9 protein-coding genes and 1 tRNA gene are annotated in these 16312 nt (G+C 41.4%); 3 read left to right on the top strand and 7 right to left on the bottom strand.

Annotated features, from left to right (window positions below; genetic code table 11):
- Positions 1–150 precede the first annotated feature (150 nt).
- Positions 151–2667 (bottom strand): family 20 glycosylhydrolase, encoded by a 2517-nt coding sequence (locus B3P16_RS23465; RefSeq protein WP_286844762.1) that lies wholly within the window; start codon positions 2665–2667, stop codon positions 151–153.
- A gap of 140 nt (positions 2668–2807) precedes the next feature.
- On the opposite strand from B3P16_RS23465, the gene B3P16_RS23460 reads away from it, so the two are divergent.
- The 3 genes from B3P16_RS23460 to B3P16_RS23450 all read left to right on the top strand — a co-directional run bounded on the left by B3P16_RS23460 (position 2808) and on the right by B3P16_RS23450 (position 4868).
- Positions 2808–2879, top strand: a tRNA-Glu gene (locus tag B3P16_RS23460).
- A 284-nt stretch (positions 2880–3163) separates the two neighbouring features.
- Complete coding sequence (locus B3P16_RS23455) at positions 3164–4150, top strand: phosphotransferase (RefSeq protein WP_286844761.1); 987 nt, start codon at positions 3164–3166, stop codon at positions 4148–4150.
- An 82-nt stretch (positions 4151–4232) separates the two neighbouring features.
- Positions 4233–4868, top strand: coding sequence for a carbonic anhydrase family protein (locus B3P16_RS23450; protein ID WP_286844759.1), 636 nt, complete (start codon positions 4233–4235; stop codon positions 4866–4868).
- A 204-nt stretch (positions 4869–5072) separates the two neighbouring features.
- Here B3P16_RS23450 and B3P16_RS23445 read toward each other — a convergent pair whose 3' ends face one another.
- The 6 genes from B3P16_RS23445 to B3P16_RS23420 form a co-directional block, all read right to left on the bottom strand.
- Positions 5073–7454 (bottom strand): PQQ-binding-like beta-propeller repeat protein, encoded by a 2382-nt coding sequence (locus tag B3P16_RS23445; RefSeq protein ID WP_286844756.1) that lies wholly within the window; start codon positions 7452–7454, stop codon positions 5073–5075.
- A 63-nt stretch (positions 7455–7517) separates the two neighbouring features.
- The gene (locus B3P16_RS23440) at positions 7518–9323 is read right to left on the bottom strand and encodes a RagB/SusD family nutrient uptake outer membrane protein (protein ID WP_286844754.1); all 1806 of its coding nucleotides are present in this window, start codon (positions 9321–9323) and stop codon (positions 7518–7520) included.
- A gap of 11 nt (positions 9324–9334) precedes the next feature.
- On the bottom strand, positions 9335–12733 hold the full coding sequence (locus B3P16_RS23435; protein ID WP_286844753.1) for a TonB-dependent receptor: 3399 nt from the start codon (positions 12731–12733) through the stop codon (positions 9335–9337).
- 237 nt (positions 12734–12970) lie between these two features.
- Positions 12971–14095, bottom strand: coding sequence for a FecR family protein (locus tag B3P16_RS23430; RefSeq protein ID WP_286844752.1), 1125 nt, complete (start codon positions 14093–14095; stop codon positions 12971–12973).
- A gap of 141 nt (positions 14096–14236) precedes the next feature.
- Positions 14237–14779, bottom strand: a complete 543-nt coding sequence (locus B3P16_RS23425; RefSeq protein ID WP_286754149.1) for an RNA polymerase sigma factor — start codon at positions 14777–14779, stop codon at positions 14237–14239.
- A gap of 210 nt (positions 14780–14989) precedes the next feature.
- A complete protein-coding gene (locus B3P16_RS23420) occupies positions 14990–16291 on the bottom strand; it encodes a nucleotide sugar dehydrogenase (RefSeq protein ID WP_286754148.1) in 1302 nt (433 codons plus the stop codon).
- Positions 16292–16312: the final 21 nt, after the last annotated feature.

The raw sequence follows: 16312 nt of genomic DNA, 5'->3' as shown, positions 1-16312 counted from the left end.
AAGTTGGACAGCCCTATTTTTATGCTATTTTCTTTTATCAGCTTAAGTATCCTTTCATCTAGTGGACGCTGGATCGACTGATGTTATTTTAGGCAGCTTTTTTTTGCGTTATCGACACCAATAGCGTTCACCATGATGAATCCCGATGAATTAATAGCTGATTACATCACCTGACCGTCCTTTGGCATCAAATACTTTAAATAAGTATTTTTTTCCAACCTGGAAAGGTATCGGGCCGTTAACCAGTTTTGATTTCAATGTTGGCGTACTTCCATTATCGCTATAATAGACTTTGAAACCGGGATAATCGGTGTTGATAAGGAGTTGGCTGCCCTCTTTCTTGATTCCAATTTTTGGAAGTCGATAGGTATAGCCCCCATTTACCCTATCCAGTTTTCTCAATTCATCCTCACCTAATTTTTTGATAAAGGCGGTATACGATTTGCGATAAGTGGTCTCGTCAAAAGAATTTCCTTTTTCCCAGGTTTGTTCGGGCGCCCACGCGCGATCAGCAATCGCTATCAAACGTGGGAATATCATTTCCTCAAGACGTTGGTCAGTGGATACCTTTTCTGCCCATAAAGCACCTTTAATACCAAGGAGATTTTTCTTCCCTTCGGCTGTAAGCTGTTCTTTATTGGTGTAAGCCTCTGGTTTAAGATCTTTTCCAGTATCATCCTTGCGTAGATTGATGAAGAAATTTTCAGGAGAGAACGAATAGGTTCTATTCAGATTAACCGTGCCTACCCAGCTGTGTCCTGGATCTGCAAAGTCACGGTCCCAAGACATATCGAGGTAGTTGTTTGCCGCACTCGTGTAAACAACTTTATAACCAGCATTTGCCAATCGATAAGCGAGGTCTTCCTGTCCTTGGCCAGGGAGATTGTTCCATACATTCAAATGGATGCCGGATTTTCCCAGATCGGCATTTACAACCATGCCTTTTCCTTTATTGCGCATACCCATTTCTTCCCATCCCGACATCGTCAATCCTTTTTCTTGAACAAGGGTATTAATTTTGGCAATATACAGTGGCCATACATCGAGTACATTGGCGATATTATTCTCCTTCATAAAGGCCAATACCTTGGGCGATTTCTCCCAAACGCCACTTGGCGTCTCGTCACCTCCCAAATCGATAATTTTCAACGGAACTCCAGCTTGATCATGTATTGCTTTGATTTCATCGATCACCTTGCTCAGGAAGTGATAGGTTGAAGGTAGGGCAGGGTTCATGACATTGTCATTCCAGTTTTGTGCAGAGTTGTAAACGGACTTGTCCTCAGCATCGTCCAGCAAGAATTCCTCTGCCTTCTGTTTATCGCCAAGTTTTGAATAATGCGCAAAACGCGCCCGCATTGCTTTAATCGCTGCACGCGCATGACCAGGAGTTTCTACTTCGGGTATGACATCGATATGTCTTGCCTGTGCATATTTTAAAATTTCAATATAGTCAGCAACACTGTAGAATTGATGCGATTTGGTGGTCGCTCCAGAACCATAAGCAGACTGTATCGCTTTTCCATCCTCAAAATTAGCCGAACGATTGGCTCCGATAGCCGTTAATTCAGGTAGCGAAGGAATTTCCAATCGCCAACCTTCGTCGTCAATGAAGTGGAAATGGAATTTGTTCAACTTGTAAGAAGCCATGAGATCCAATATTCTTAAAACCTCGGCTTTGCTATGGAAATTACGGGCAGCATCCAGCATAAATCCACGGTAGCCATAACGTGGACTATCTTCAATGTTACCGTATGGCAAAGCGATTGATTTTGTGGCTTTATTCCATTGATTGTGATTGATCAACGATTTTAAAGATTGTATGGCATAAAATGCACCGGCTTTATCGGAAGCTTCTATTCGTATACCTTTTGCACCAATCGTCAAGTGATAGGATTCTGGCTTTAAGTTATTTGCTTTGACAATCTCGATGCCACCCTGAGGGCTAGATGAAGCCGTTAGCTTAATACCTGAATATGCTGAAAAAAAGTTTGTCAGAAAGTCCGATTCGCTCGCAAAATCCTTATCGACAAAAAGTTTTGTACCTGTCGATAGATTGAATTTCTCGTTAGTATTGATGCTGATATTACTTGGTAAAGGGATGACATGTTGTGCTGCTGTCCCCTCCACAAGCTTATTTTGGTCGTATTTATAAGCAAAGTAATCTGTTTTTTCAGCGTCCGACTGGGGAGCGATTTTAACAGCAGAATAATCCGAAATATTTGTTGCAAGCCCTGTCTTATTATTTTTTAGGTATAGACCAATTGGCCCATCCGTATAATTGACCAGTCCGGTTGTGATAAAATCGATGTGGACCGTATCTTGCGCATTTAATGAAAAGTTATTTTTCTTAAAGCTAACCTGAAAGAGATCTCCGTTTCGGTGGTCTATCGCAAAACGTTTGTCGACCTTATCGGGGTCGATAGATCGGATAAAATTAAACCAAAGGCTCCAGTCGTTGAGTTGAACAGCACTTTTTCCCTTGTTTTTTAAAATTAGGGTGGATACCGGATTTTTACGGATATTCTCTCCGTCTTTGACCTTCCAGGTGAGTTGCAGTTGATCTGCGATTGCACTCGATTTCTGAGCATAGGCTTCCTGGCTTAACAAAGCCAAGCCTAGTCCGGCATAGAGTAGCGGTTTTTTGATTTTTTTTAAATTAGTCATGTTGGTTACTTTTTCAATGACTTTAAATATAGCTATTTTAGAGGGTTTTATGATCTATTTCAAAAAAAATGAATAAAAAAAAGATAAAAATTTTGACAGATTTATAAATATTTCTATATTTGCACACCGAAACAGAAAACGGCCCGTTCGTCTAGGGGTTAGGACGCAAGATTTTCATTCTTGAAACAGGGGTTCGATTCCCCTACGGGCTACAGATCGAAAGATTAAAACTTAAAAAAGCTTGCAATTTATATTGCAAGCTTTTTTTGTCTTTGAGTATCTACAAAACCAATAGGAACTTTCAAGAAACGAAGTGGGCCACAGACAAAAGTTGTAGGGAATACAGGATTCGCTTAAAGCCTTAATTCGGTTAATAATTCCAGAAATAATAAATTAAAAAGAGCCTAAAAGAATTGAAAAAAGGGAAATGACTGGGGGCTCGTATGTACTCGAAAAAACAACCTTCATCAACGAAATCATAAATTTAACGAAAAAAATGACAACATTTCCTGTTATAGCTTCTACTCTTTCTGCCAAACAATTAGGCGATTTTGTGATAAATAGATATGGCCTAGACGACAAATACCAATGTTCCTTATTCAGAACAGGAATGAATCACACGTATTTTCTTTCCAACACCGAAACGAAATACGTTTTGCGCGTTTATAGTCATAATTGGCGGTCACAATCCGAAATTATTGAAGAGCTTGAACTTTTGAAATCATTGAAGAATAATAATTTAAGTGTTTCTTTTCCAATTGAAGATAAAGACGGAGGGTTCATTCAAGAAATAAATGCGCCTGAAGGAATCAGATACGTTGTACTTTTTTCCTTTGCTCAAGGGGAGAAAATTCGATTTATGGACATCGAAACGTGCTTTCGGATAGGTTCTCTAATGGCAAATATCCACAACCATACCGAAAACAAGAATATTAACCGTGTGACTTACAATAAGAAGTCTCTTATAGAATTACCTTATGCGTATTTAAAACAGTTCTTTTCAGACAAGTTGCCAGAAATGGAATTCATCAAGGAGTTTGGCAGAAATTTTCAAAATTCAGATTTTGATAATACAAAAACCGGAATTATACATATGGATATCTGGTATGATAATATGGCCGTTACAGACGAGAATGAGATTACCATTTTTGACTTTGACTTTTGTGGAAATGGATGGCAAATTTTAGACGTTGGATATTTCTGCAAACAGCTGTTTTTCATAGAATCAGATAAAGAGCAGTATGAATTAAAAATCCAAAGTTTCCTGCGTGGATACCAAAGTAATAGACCTTTATCTGAAAAAGAGCTCAGGTTAATACCAAAAGCAGGCGCTGCTATTTTTGTTTTTTATCTTGGAGTACAGGCACAGAGATTTGATTGGTCCAACATATTTTTGACAGAAAATTATCTTAAAATGTTTGTCGGAAGAATTAAAGCTTGGATGGATTATTACACAAACAACGAAGTCACTGGGGCTATGTAAGCTATTACACGTATTTTGTCTTGTTGGTAATATAAATGTAACGTATTAATTTTACCTTTAATATTCCAAATAATATAATTTTATGAAGGCACATACGTACGAAACACAATCAACAATTACACCACAGAAGGCACTGGACTTTTTGAAAGAAGGAAACCAGCGTTTTGTTAATAACCTGAAAGCTAACCGCGATCTACTCGAACAGGTGAACGCTACGCGTGAAGGGCAGTGGCCATTTGCGGTAGTGCTCAGCTGCATCGATAGCCGCACCTCAGCGGAGCTTATATTTGATCAGGGATTGGGTGATATCTTCAGCATCCGGATTGCCGGAAATTTTGTCAATCAGGATATTTTGGGTTCGATGGAGTTTGGTTGCAATGTGGCTGGTTCTAAGCTTGTTGTCGTTTTGGGGCATACCAAATGTGGGGCATTAAAAGGAGGATTGGATGCTGCGCAGATCGAGGGCATGGGAATGGACAACCTAAATCATTTGATTAATCATTTTGATCCGATCATCAATGAAGTGATCGAGCAGGGGGAAGAACGTTCTTCTAAAAATAGTGTGCTGCTTGAAAAGCTAAATCAACAGAACATTAAACATGCGATCCGTGACATTCGCAGACAGAGTTCAACGCTCCGTAAATTGGAAGAAGAGGGTAAAATTAAGATTGTTGGCGCGAACTATGACGTCGAGACCGGTAGCGTAAGTTGGATGTAAGTTGTAGAAACTGACGCACATGTTTTTTCGGTTATAAAAGACTGAGGACCGTAGCTGACTTTAGGTAAGATGAGGTACAGAGCTATCCTACGATTTGTTAATCTTGAGCAGAAATGGAATGTGCATCCGCTTGTAAAAATAGAAAAAGTAAGCGCGGATCTAACCTAAATGAAAGTTAGATCCGCGCTTGTTTTATTTAGGCTACTAGAGTTTAAAGCACGAAACATTTCCGGCGAAATCAGCCACATAAATCAAATTTCCATCCACTGTGATGTCCGAAAATATAGGGGCACCCAAGTTGAATTTGGATAGGAGTTTACCCGCTTTATTAAGGACATAGACATAGCCGTCTGAAGCACCAAACACTAACTTGTCTTTGACTTCAATAACTGCCGATTCAACTGTACCGACCAGCTTACGGTTATCAGGACTACTGTATGCAGAAGAATAGACCAGCGCTTCTCCAGTGGGAAAATGCCACTTCTCTTCCAAAGTCTGCAGATTATAGGCCTTGATTCCGTTGGTGGACGTTGGCATAACCAAAAGGTTGTCACCGATTTTTGGCGCAGTCATCACCTTAAAATCGTCGGTTTTAATGCTCTTTTGTATGATTTCTCCTGTTTTTAGATCAATCTTAAAGATGCCGTTGAGGCCAGTCGTGTAGATGTAATCATTTTGAGCGGTTACCCCACCAGTTCTAAAACGTAAACCATCTTCTTGACGCTTCCAAAGGAGTTTTCCGGTATGGATATCATAAGCACAGAGTGCATTCCAGTTGTATCCAGCTAAAAGGACCTGACCGACAACCGATAGCTCTGCTGGAGTAGCTTCTCCCCCTGAAGGTTCTACACCTTCCCATAACGGTTTACCCGTATGGATATCAATCGCAGACATTCGTTTTCCTAATCCAGTATAATAGATCCCGTTATCAAGCGCAGCGCCAGAAACAAAGGTCGGGAGACTTGGAGCCGAAGGTTTCTTTGTCCAGAGGACTTTGCCTGTATTTGCATCAATGGCATAAACATTAGTTTCAACATCCGTAGCCAATAATATGCCGTCGCTGAAACGCAATCTATGCTTAATAGAATTTATCGTTGGCAGAGACCACAATACTTTCCCACTATGTTTATCCAGGGCTTTGATCGCGTGATTGGTTCCTAAACCATCATCCATTGTGGCTATAAAAAGTTTGTCGCCAACAACCAGTGGGCTTGTCTTCCAGATATTTCCGCTTACTGAAGTGGACCACTGTAGTTTAATCTTATCATTTTCTGCTGGCGCAAGGTTAAACGTTTCTTTCTTTAAGGTCTGTTCGCCATTCTCGTAGCGAACGGTGATAAGTGCATCGTATTGTCCTTTATGATTTTGTTTTTTGAAAGGGACATTTGCTTGCCATGTCCAATCTCCGGCGGCTTTCAACGGAATCGAGCTTATGCGATTTCCGGTATCATGCGCGTATACCGTGAGGTCTACACCCTGTATTTGTCGCTCACTATCGTAGGCGTTGACCAGTATAGGCAGTGTTTGGTCTGCATTTAACGGCTGATTGCTCACGGGCCGAACCAACTGGATGTGGTCACGTAAGTTTGTGTAGATCGGCTTGATATTCTTGATTCCTTGTTTGTCAATATCGACGACAACAAACTGTGCGGCAGAATTATCGATACCACCTTTGTTGGGGGCATTGGAACAAACGACATAGACACCATTTTGTTTGAAGACAAAATTGTTGTGCCAGTGTCCATAGAACCAGGCCTTAAGGTTATATTGTTTTAAATCAATCTGTTCTTTTTCTCCTTTAAGTACAAAGTCAGGCCCGACAAAGAAGTCATGGTTTATAAAGATCAACGGCTTGGATTTATCCATGGCAGCTAGGTCTTTTTTGAGCCAGGCGATGATCTGATCAGCAGTGTAACTGGGTTTATAATCTCCATTTGGCATTGGCGTAACGACGAAGTGGGCTGGCCCGGCATCAAATGAGTAATAGGTCGGTCCAAAAAGATCTTCAAATAGCTTCTCACCATATTCACCTTTGACAAGGTCATGATTACCGACCGTATAATAAGTCGGTCTGCCCATGAGTTCACTGTTCACCTGTTTGGCATGAAAAAGCATGCCTGGTTCATAACAAATATCCCCGGTATGCATGATCAGACTTGCACGCTGTTGTTTGGCGTAGTTTCTGACATTATCAATCCAAGGGCCGTATAGAGGTGTTTCTGTGTCGGTGATTTGGATAAACCGTAGAAAATCATTTTGTTGGACCACATCTTTAACTAAAGCGAAGTCCAAATTTTTGACATCCGCGCGCAAAGGGATGTAATGTGTTTTGGTAGCCTTGTAACCACTAGGTATAGTGACAGACAAAAAGCGGGCATTAGGATTATGGGGCAGCGTATACGTTCCGTCGCTATTGGTTTTTACCACGTCATAGCCATCGGATACTACTACTCCACCGATCAGCTTCTCGTTCTGTTCGAACAGGTTATTCGCATTCTGATCTTCAAAAACCCGACCGACGCGTTGCTGTGCAAAAAGGGCGGGAATTGGCAAAAGACAGCAGGCAAGTAATTGGAATAATTTCATGTTGTTTAAATAAAAAAGCTAGCTCCGGTTTCAGAGCTAGCAAAAAGTGAATAAGGTTATTAACTATTTATCCCATCCAAAGACTTGTTTTAGATTAGGATTCAATGTTATTTGTCCCAATGGGATTGGTTTGTAATAGTATTTTGGCGAGACAAATGACCGCTTATTTTTTTGGTCAACAGTCATCATAATATATCCCGAAGTACCGTTGCTGAGGTAAAATGCGCCCCCATCGAGGTAATATTTTACGAGTTTGGTTTTTACAGCATCTGGTAACTGGTCGATTGGACCTGTTGCTTTCTCATTTTCAAGAATGGCAATATCCGGGTTTCCATCACCGGTAACGTCCATGGCACCTAATGCAGGTACGTAGATTCCATGCGGAGCAACGGCAAGTAGGTCGCCGGATTTCCAACGGAGCACATCGTTGAAACGGAAACCTTCACAGGCAAGCTCTACACGGCGCTCACGACGGATCTCTAACAAGGCTCCTTTATTGGCTCCTTGAGCGTTCAGATAGCGTGCCGCAAGAACAGGATCTACCTGTCCATTGGCTGTTGCTAACTGTAACGCTGGTACACCGACGCGCCCACGTAAAACATTCACGGTTGCATCCAAATCAGCTTGTGTAAGCGTGCCCAATTCGGCTTTAGCTTCGGCATTGATAAGCAATACTTCGGCATAACGCATAATAGGAAGATCGGTGTAGTTTGCTACCCAACCACCGCGAAGAGCAGGATCTCTAGGGTAGAACTTAATCTGTAGATATCCGCCAAAACTAGGTTTTATTAAATAAGGCGTAGGATTATTCGGATCGGTTTTAAATCCGGCAGGCATAATGGTTTCAGCCAGGCGAGGATCCCTGTTCTGAAATATTTGCGTAAAGGTTTTCGTTTTATAATCCGGAGTTGATGTAAAGGATTTCCCGTCAGCTGTTAGAAATTCTTCCATTAATTCTCCGCTTAATGCCCATTGCCAGTCCAATACGGTATGTGAATTGTTTGCAATACCCAGTGAACGGTCATTCTTTTGGATAAAAATCGCTTCTGCATTCGACGATAGATTGTTGCTGCTGAACAATGTTCTAAAGTCAACTTCTTTGGCGCCGGTGTTATGAATTTTATATTTCCCAGAATTGATAACTTCTTGGGATGCTGAAACGGCTCTCTTTAGGAACTCATCTGCTGTAGCTTGTAAATTCAACTCCTCGTGGTATTTACGGAATGTTCCTTCGTGCAAGGCAATGCGAGCTAACAGTGTTAATGCCGCGCCTTGTGTTACGCGTTCTTTGAAATTACCGGCCACTTTATCTTCTCTGATATGGGCTGCGGCAAATTCAAGATCCTCCATCATATGTTTAACAACAACCTCGCGCGAATCCTGGTCCTTGTACATCGCTTCGTCCTCAGCACCCAAAGCCGTGTCATACCAAGGAACATTGTTGTAATCGCGCACTAAATTAAAGTAGATGTAGGCACGAAAGAAACGGGCGATGCCAACATAATGGTCTATTTGTGCCTGATCGCCGGTTACAGTACCAAGGTGATCCATCATATAGTTGATGCGGCGTAAATTTTTCCATTCATCGGACCAACCAGATGCGTTGCCTTGTGTTAGCGTACCACGTAGCATATTGTTGGTTGAGCTGCTTCCTGTGAATCCACCGATATTATCTGAGAAGATGTCGTCATATGATGCGCCCATAAATCGATAAAAGCCATTGGTATAGGTTTTGAGATCTTCCGGCGTTTTAAAGAAATTTTGGTCTGTCACAGCAGTCTTGTTGCTACGATCCAAAAAGTCTTTATTACAGCTTATTGTCAGTAGTGACAAAGACAATGCTAGTGTAGTATAGTGAAATATTTTCATGAATATGCGTATTAAAACTTAACATTTAATCCAAATGCATAAGTGCGTTGGAAAGGATATACTCGTGTGCTTCCTAGAGCTTCTGGGTCTATGCTTACTTTAAGCCCTGAGCGTTCAAATAGATTCTCGCCACTTAAATAGAATCTCACGGCTTGTAAGCCAATTCTTTTTGTAAAATTCTGCGAAAGGCTATAGCCGAAAGTGATGTTTTTTACCCTTAAATAAGCAGCATTCTGCAAGTAACGTGTATTCGGCATACCGAGTTCTTCCCCCGTATCTTCTGCACTGTACGATTTTATCCGTGGAAAATACCCATCTCTGTTGTCTGGAGTCCAATGGTCTAAGTTTTGCTTGGTCACATTCGTCCAGGGTTGTGCATAAATTCCCCAAAAATAGATTTGGCTGCCCGGTGGATACCAGTCTCTTTTTCCGACACCTTGAAGGAATACACGTAGGTCAAAACCTTTCCATGAACCTGATAGGTCAAAGCTATATGGATATTGAACTTCCGAGTTCCCTAGAATTTTGAGGTCACCATGGTCAGCAAGCGTTTGTTTTCCTTTCGTGATCTTTCCGTCAGGCCCTCCATCTGGCCCTCCAGCGATATCCTTGAACTTAATGTCTCCAACATAGAATTTATATTGTTGATCGTCCGTTCCCACGTCGGTTTGGTTCAGTTTAGCTAGCTCATCCTCATTTTGGAAGAAACCATCTGCTTGAAGACCCCATATCTCACCGATGCGCTGTCCGGCATAATGTTGTCTGATATCACCCGTTGGATTATCAAATTTAGTAATGGTAGCTTTGCTGTTTGCCAGTGTAAATGTAGCGTTGTAATGGAATGGCGATCCAGCTAGGTCGAACTTGTCTTTCCAGCTAATGCGTAGATCCCAACCATTCGTCTTCATGTCGGCCGCATTGAAGTTCGGCGCGTCAGCTCCAAAAGCCCCGGGAAGCGTTCTTCCTGGGATTAGCATCCCCTCGTTTGTCCGTTTGTAAATATCAAATGTCGTATTCAGACGGTTGTTGAGTACAGTCAGGTCAATACCGCCGTTGATTGTTGAAATACGTTCCCAGGTTAAGGACTTGGCCACGACTAATGGTGGGTTAAGGGATATCGGACGATTGCCTTCAATAACGCGAGGAATACCATTATCGACTGCCATAGATGGCAAATAAGGATAACTTAGCGGATTCATAGCCTGGTCATAGACGGTTTGGTTACCCAATTGACCGTAAGAGCCCCGAAGTTTTAAGAAGTTTATCGCAGATTTGAGCGGGCTAAAGAATTGCTCTTCAGAAAGTACCCATCCCGCTGATACCGACGGGAAAAATCCCCAGCGGTCACCCTTTGGAAAGCGCGAAGAACCGTCCAGACGGCCATTTGATTCAATAAGGTAACGCCCTTTATAATCATAGTTCAGGCGATAAAATACCCCTTGCAGTGCATAATCGTCGATACTATGGGTAACTGTTGTCGCTCCACTACCTAAACCGATGGATGGTATATCAGCCGAATAAAGACCATTTTTAAGGGCGTAATTTATTTCGGTATTCCGATATTCTTGGTTATAACCGACTAGGGCGCTGACATGGTGGTCATTAAACTGTTGTGTATATTGTGTATACACGTTGATTACATCATATCGGGTGTTTTCCTGCCGCTTATATGCGGAAGGTACAGTTCCACCTGCATATTGAGGCGTAGCATTCGGCCCGGTCTTGTACTGCACAGGACGATTAAAACCATCAGTTACACCAAAGGAACGACGGAAAGTAACATCGGCATTGGCTGTCCATATGTTTTTGATCAGATCTGCTTTGGCATTGAATGTTGTTTGAAACTCGTTGATGTTTTCTTTTCTTCGTCCTCCTTCTTGTAATAGTCCCAAAAGGCCAGCCCCTGCTTGCGTCCAGCTACCATCCGGATTTTTTGGAACATCCAAAGATGAGGTGCGGTTTACATTCCAGAAGAAATCACCGCTCATGAAAACTGGAGCTTCATATTGTCGGCTTGTTAATATCGTATTATTTCCGAAGTTCAACCAAGGGGTGACTTGCATATCCATTTTATTGCGGACATTGTAACGGTTAAGTTTGTCATTCCCATATTTTAGGGCACCATCGAGCTTATAGTATTCACCGGAAAATAAATAGCTTAATTTGTCGGTTCTTTTACCCAAGCTCAAGTTGAGCGTATTGGTTGGAGCCATTTTTTTATAGGCTTCCTTCATCCAGTCAGTTTGACCATAGTAAGCCCATTTCTCTGGGTTTGTAGGGTCTAGGATCGTGTTCGGTAAACTAGGGTCCTGCTGAAGCTTTTTCGCATATTCGCGTACGGCATCCGGATACAAATCATACAGCGGGTAAGCTGCATCGTGTTTATATTGCATCACGGTAAGCGGATCTGTGAAAATCTCAGGCAATTTACCTGTGGTGCGCCATTGGGTGCTCATCCCCACGTTGACTTGAAGTTTTTCTGACTTGGCAGATTTGGTTGTTACAAGAACTACACCGAATGCGCCACGAGCGCCATAGATAGCAGCCGAGGCCGCATCTTTTAACACCGATACATTTTCAAAATCATTTGGATTGAGTCTTGCGAGCTCATCGCCAGTAACAGGAATGTTGTCTACTAATATAAGCGGCTCACCGCCATTGATTGAAGTAATACCCCGAATATTGAATTTTGCACTTTGCGAAGGATTACCGCTGGCATTGGTGATGTTCAAGTTGGGAATCAATCCCTGCAAGGCAGCACCTAAATTGGTAACAGGTCGATTTTCAATTTCTTTGGCAGAAATCTGGTCAACAGCGCCCGTTAAATTGATTTTTCGTTGTGTACCATAACCCACGACCACCACCTCATCTAATTGTGAGGTGCTCGTTTGTAAAGTCACATTCAATGTGCGTTGATTTCCCACCTGTATACGCTCTGTTGTGTAGCCCATATACTGAAATGTCAGCACCGCTTTCTCGGGTATACGGAGCGAAAAATGTCCGTTGGCATCTGTTTTTGTAGATAATGCGGAATTTCCCTCCACAGATACCGTTACACCGGCAAGTGCTGATTGCGCATCGCGAACTGTACCTGTAATTTCGATATCTGTACGTTGTTTTTCGGAAATTACGATGGTGTTGTTGAGAATCTGAAAGCTTAGATTCTGTCCTTTTAGTGCTTTGGACAGCACTTGCGAAATGGAAGCGTGATTTGCGTCCACACTGATGGGCTGCAGATTATCCAGCAGTTTTTCATCATAAAAAAATCGTAAGTCGGTTTGCTTAGAAATTTCTTGTAAGACTTTCTCAACCTTTACCTTCTTTAAGGAGAGATTGACTGTTTGTGCAGTTCCCGAGGCATGTGCTCCCAAAGCAAGGGAAAGCAAAGAAAGAGTGCTTAACTTTATCATACATAAAGTTTTAAAGGCTGGAGGCACCCGGAATTCCCGTGTTTTCTCCTGCCTTTTCATTGGAGAAAAAAAATTCATAAATTAGAATGATTTTTGAGGTTTTAAATTTCTGTTGGTAATCAGTAAAATAAGCCTTGGATTTAACTGGGGATGCGTCAACATCCCCTTCTTTTGTTATTGCCAGGCGATAAGTGGAGGTTTATGCCATAGATAAATTTTTAAGGTAGATAATCAATTTCATTGTACTATTACTTTCCTTCCGTTAATGTCGAATTTTCGCCCTGTCGCTAAAGCCAGGATTTCTAAAACTTCCGAAAGCTTACTGTTTCTGCTAATGGAGCCTCTGTACGTAGAGGGGGTATTGATGGCTTCGATATTTATAAATTCAACATTATACCACCGTGCAATTTGCTGCGTGATATCGTTGAAATTGTTGCCGTCGAAATAAAATTCTTCGCGCTGCCATGCGGTATTTTGTGCTAGATCACTTACTTTGACCTGAATATCATTTGCCAATGTTGTCGCTTGCTCACCGGGTTTAATAATGGTCTGCTTACCCTCTTTAAGGACTTTTACACTTCCCTCTACGAGTGAGGTGGACACTTCATTTTGATAAGCGTTGACATTGAATGTGGTTCCCAGGACCTCGATCGTTGTGCCATTGGCATGGATGCGGAAAGGTCGGCTGGCATCCTTCGCGACTTTAAAATAAGCTTCTCCCGTTAATGTAACTTGACGTTGATCTGCTTCAAAATGTGTCGGGTAAGAAAGCTGTGTGAGCGAATTGAGCCATACTTTTGTACCATCTTCTAAAATGACCATATAGGTACCGGCCTTTGGCACATCAACCCGGAAGTTTTTACCCGCTATTTCTGTCGTCGAATTATGCTGCTGAACAAATGGATCTGCCAGCTGCTGCTCTTTTCCTGTCGGTGTTATTAGTTTTGCATAATGCCCCCCTGGAAGGATATCATTGTGAAAAGTCTTATTGTGGGAACGCACCTCAGCCGCTAATGTAAGCGGTATCTCGGCTTTTGAAGATAATTTTTGATAGAACCAGAAGCTAAATCCCGAAATGGCGATAAGCATAGCAGCAACCATCCATTTGGATCGTATCCAGCTCAGTCGTTTGATAGGGGTTTGCTCATCAAATAGCCGGGCGTCTAATCTAGCATTGATGCGCGACGCTAGGTGGGGCGGAATTTCGTCCGCTGGCCGCTCTTCCTGAGATTGCTCTTTATCGGATTGATCCAATGTATAGAACCAACGGAGTACCTGTTGTTCTTCCGCAGCTGTACATTGGCCTTCCAAGTATTTTTTAAGCAAGGCTTTGGCTTGATCTGATGATTCTTGTTCCTTCATACAAACCTATAATCTCTTTATGCGAAGAGAAGTACCGAAGAAAAATCAAAAAAAATATAAATTATTGTATTCCAGTTGATTTAAATGATGAGACTATTGGAAAAATGAGACTACATGAGAGAAGTTCATATAGCGTTGCCACTATTTAAATCGAAGCTTGAGCCAGCCTAGAGCCAATGATATATTGTTTTTCACGGTTTGTTCTGATAGAGCAAGCTCTGTAGCGATATCTTTAATAGACATGGATTCTTTTCTGCTAAGCGAGAAAGCAGACCGCATCGTTGAAGGCATCTTGTCAACTTCTTGCTCGATAAGTACAGCAAGTTCCTTTGCTAATAGTTCTTCTTCAGATGTCGTAGTTAAAGCTTGTGTTTGGAAGGTCTGGGTGAGGTTTTCAGCACGGGCAACTTTCCTTTGTTCATGAATAGTCCAGTCAATGATTTTGTATTTGGCTGTTTTAAAAAGATACGGATAAAGCGAATATTCAATGCTGATTTTGTGTCTATTGTTCCAAAGGGCAACAAATACCTCCTGCAGGATATCTTCACAGTCTTCAACACAGGAAACACGGCGTTGTATAAATCGAAAAAGTATAGCAGAATAGCGATTGACTAATTCCGAAAAAGCATGACGGTCATTGGCTTGTATCCCAACGAATAGCACGGTGTCATCTAACTGTTCCATAATTACCGCAATTTGTGTACTCCCTTAGTTTAATTAGGCCAAATTTATAATTGTGGTGTTAAGTTAGTATTAAAAACAAAACATTTGATAATGTTTTTTTAAATCAAACGATTGCGCAAGATGCTAGGTAACAAAAAATCTTGATCTACTTGCTGGGAATTTAAGTAGATCAAGATCTGAGAAAGTATTCAATATAATTAAAACCAATCGCTACAAGCGGGCATCTACTAATTTTCTGTCGAGTATGCCCTTGATATCAAAAACAACGGATGGGTTCTTTTTTAAATTATTGAGATCTAAATGTAAGAACTCTCTGTGTCCCACAGCTAGAATAACACTGTCATAATCTGCAGATTCGGGAAGATCCGATAATAGTTTTAAATTAAAATGTGATTTCACTTCATCTCTATTGACCCATGGATCATAAATGTCGACTTTTAGACCAAATTCTTGAAGATCCTGAATCATATCTATAACTTTACTATTTCTGATATCAGGACAGTTTTCTTTGAAGGTGATGCCCAATACTAACGCTTTTGCCCCTTCAAATTTGATGTTTTTCTGAATCATCAATTTCACCACTTTTGATGCGATGAAGGAGGCGATGTGATCATTCACCTCTCTTCCTGAGAGAATAACATGCGGGTGATAACCAAGCTGTGTTGCTTTTTGAGCGAGGTAGTAGGGGTCTACAGAAATACAATGACCGCCCACTAATCCTGGTTTAAAACGTAGAAAATTATATTTTGTGCCCGCAGCATCTAACACATCCTGTGTATCTATTCCTACACGGTCGAAGATTAGCGCGAGCTCATTCATAAAGGAGATATTTACATCGCGCTGCGCATTTTCGATCACCTTGGCCGCTTCGGCAACTTTGATTGAGGGCGCCAAATGTGTCCCGGCTTCAATAATATTCTTATAAAGTCCATCTACCACCAATCCTGCCTCAGGTGTACTTCCAGAAGTCACTTTCATGACCTTTTGAAGTGAATTTACTTTATCGCCTGGATTAATACGTTCTGGTGAATAACCAACAAAAAAATCTTGGTTAAATTTTAATCCCGAGCAACTTTCCAAAACAGGTATACACTCTTCTTCAGTACAACCAGGATAGACGGTAGATTCATAGATCACCAGATCACCTACTGTTAAAAGTTCACCAATCATTTTGGAAGCCTTCAACAAGGGTGACAAGTCTGGTGAATTATAACGGTCTATCGGAGTTGGAACAGTAACGATATACACATTTGCATCCGCAATATCAGCGGTAGAATTACTCGCATCATAACCTTTGCTTCGGTTAGACATATGGAATAATTCTCGCGCTCGTTTCAACTCCTTTTGATCCGTTTCTAAGGTGCGGTCCAGCCCCTGCTTAAGTTCTTCAATTCGTATTTTATTTATGTCAAATCCAATCACCGGAAAAAAATCGGAAAATGCTATCGCTAATGGTAATCCCACATACCCTTGACCAATGATGGCAATCTTTTTTACCTTAAAATCTCTCATATATAGCTGTAAATATACGTT

This window comes from Sphingobacterium sp. UBA7631, assembly GCF_002483935.1.
GTDB classification, from domain to species: Bacteria; Bacteroidota; Bacteroidia; order Sphingobacteriales; family Sphingobacteriaceae; genus Sphingobacterium; species Sphingobacterium multivorum.
This window is presented reverse-complemented; position numbering and strand designations above follow the sequence as displayed.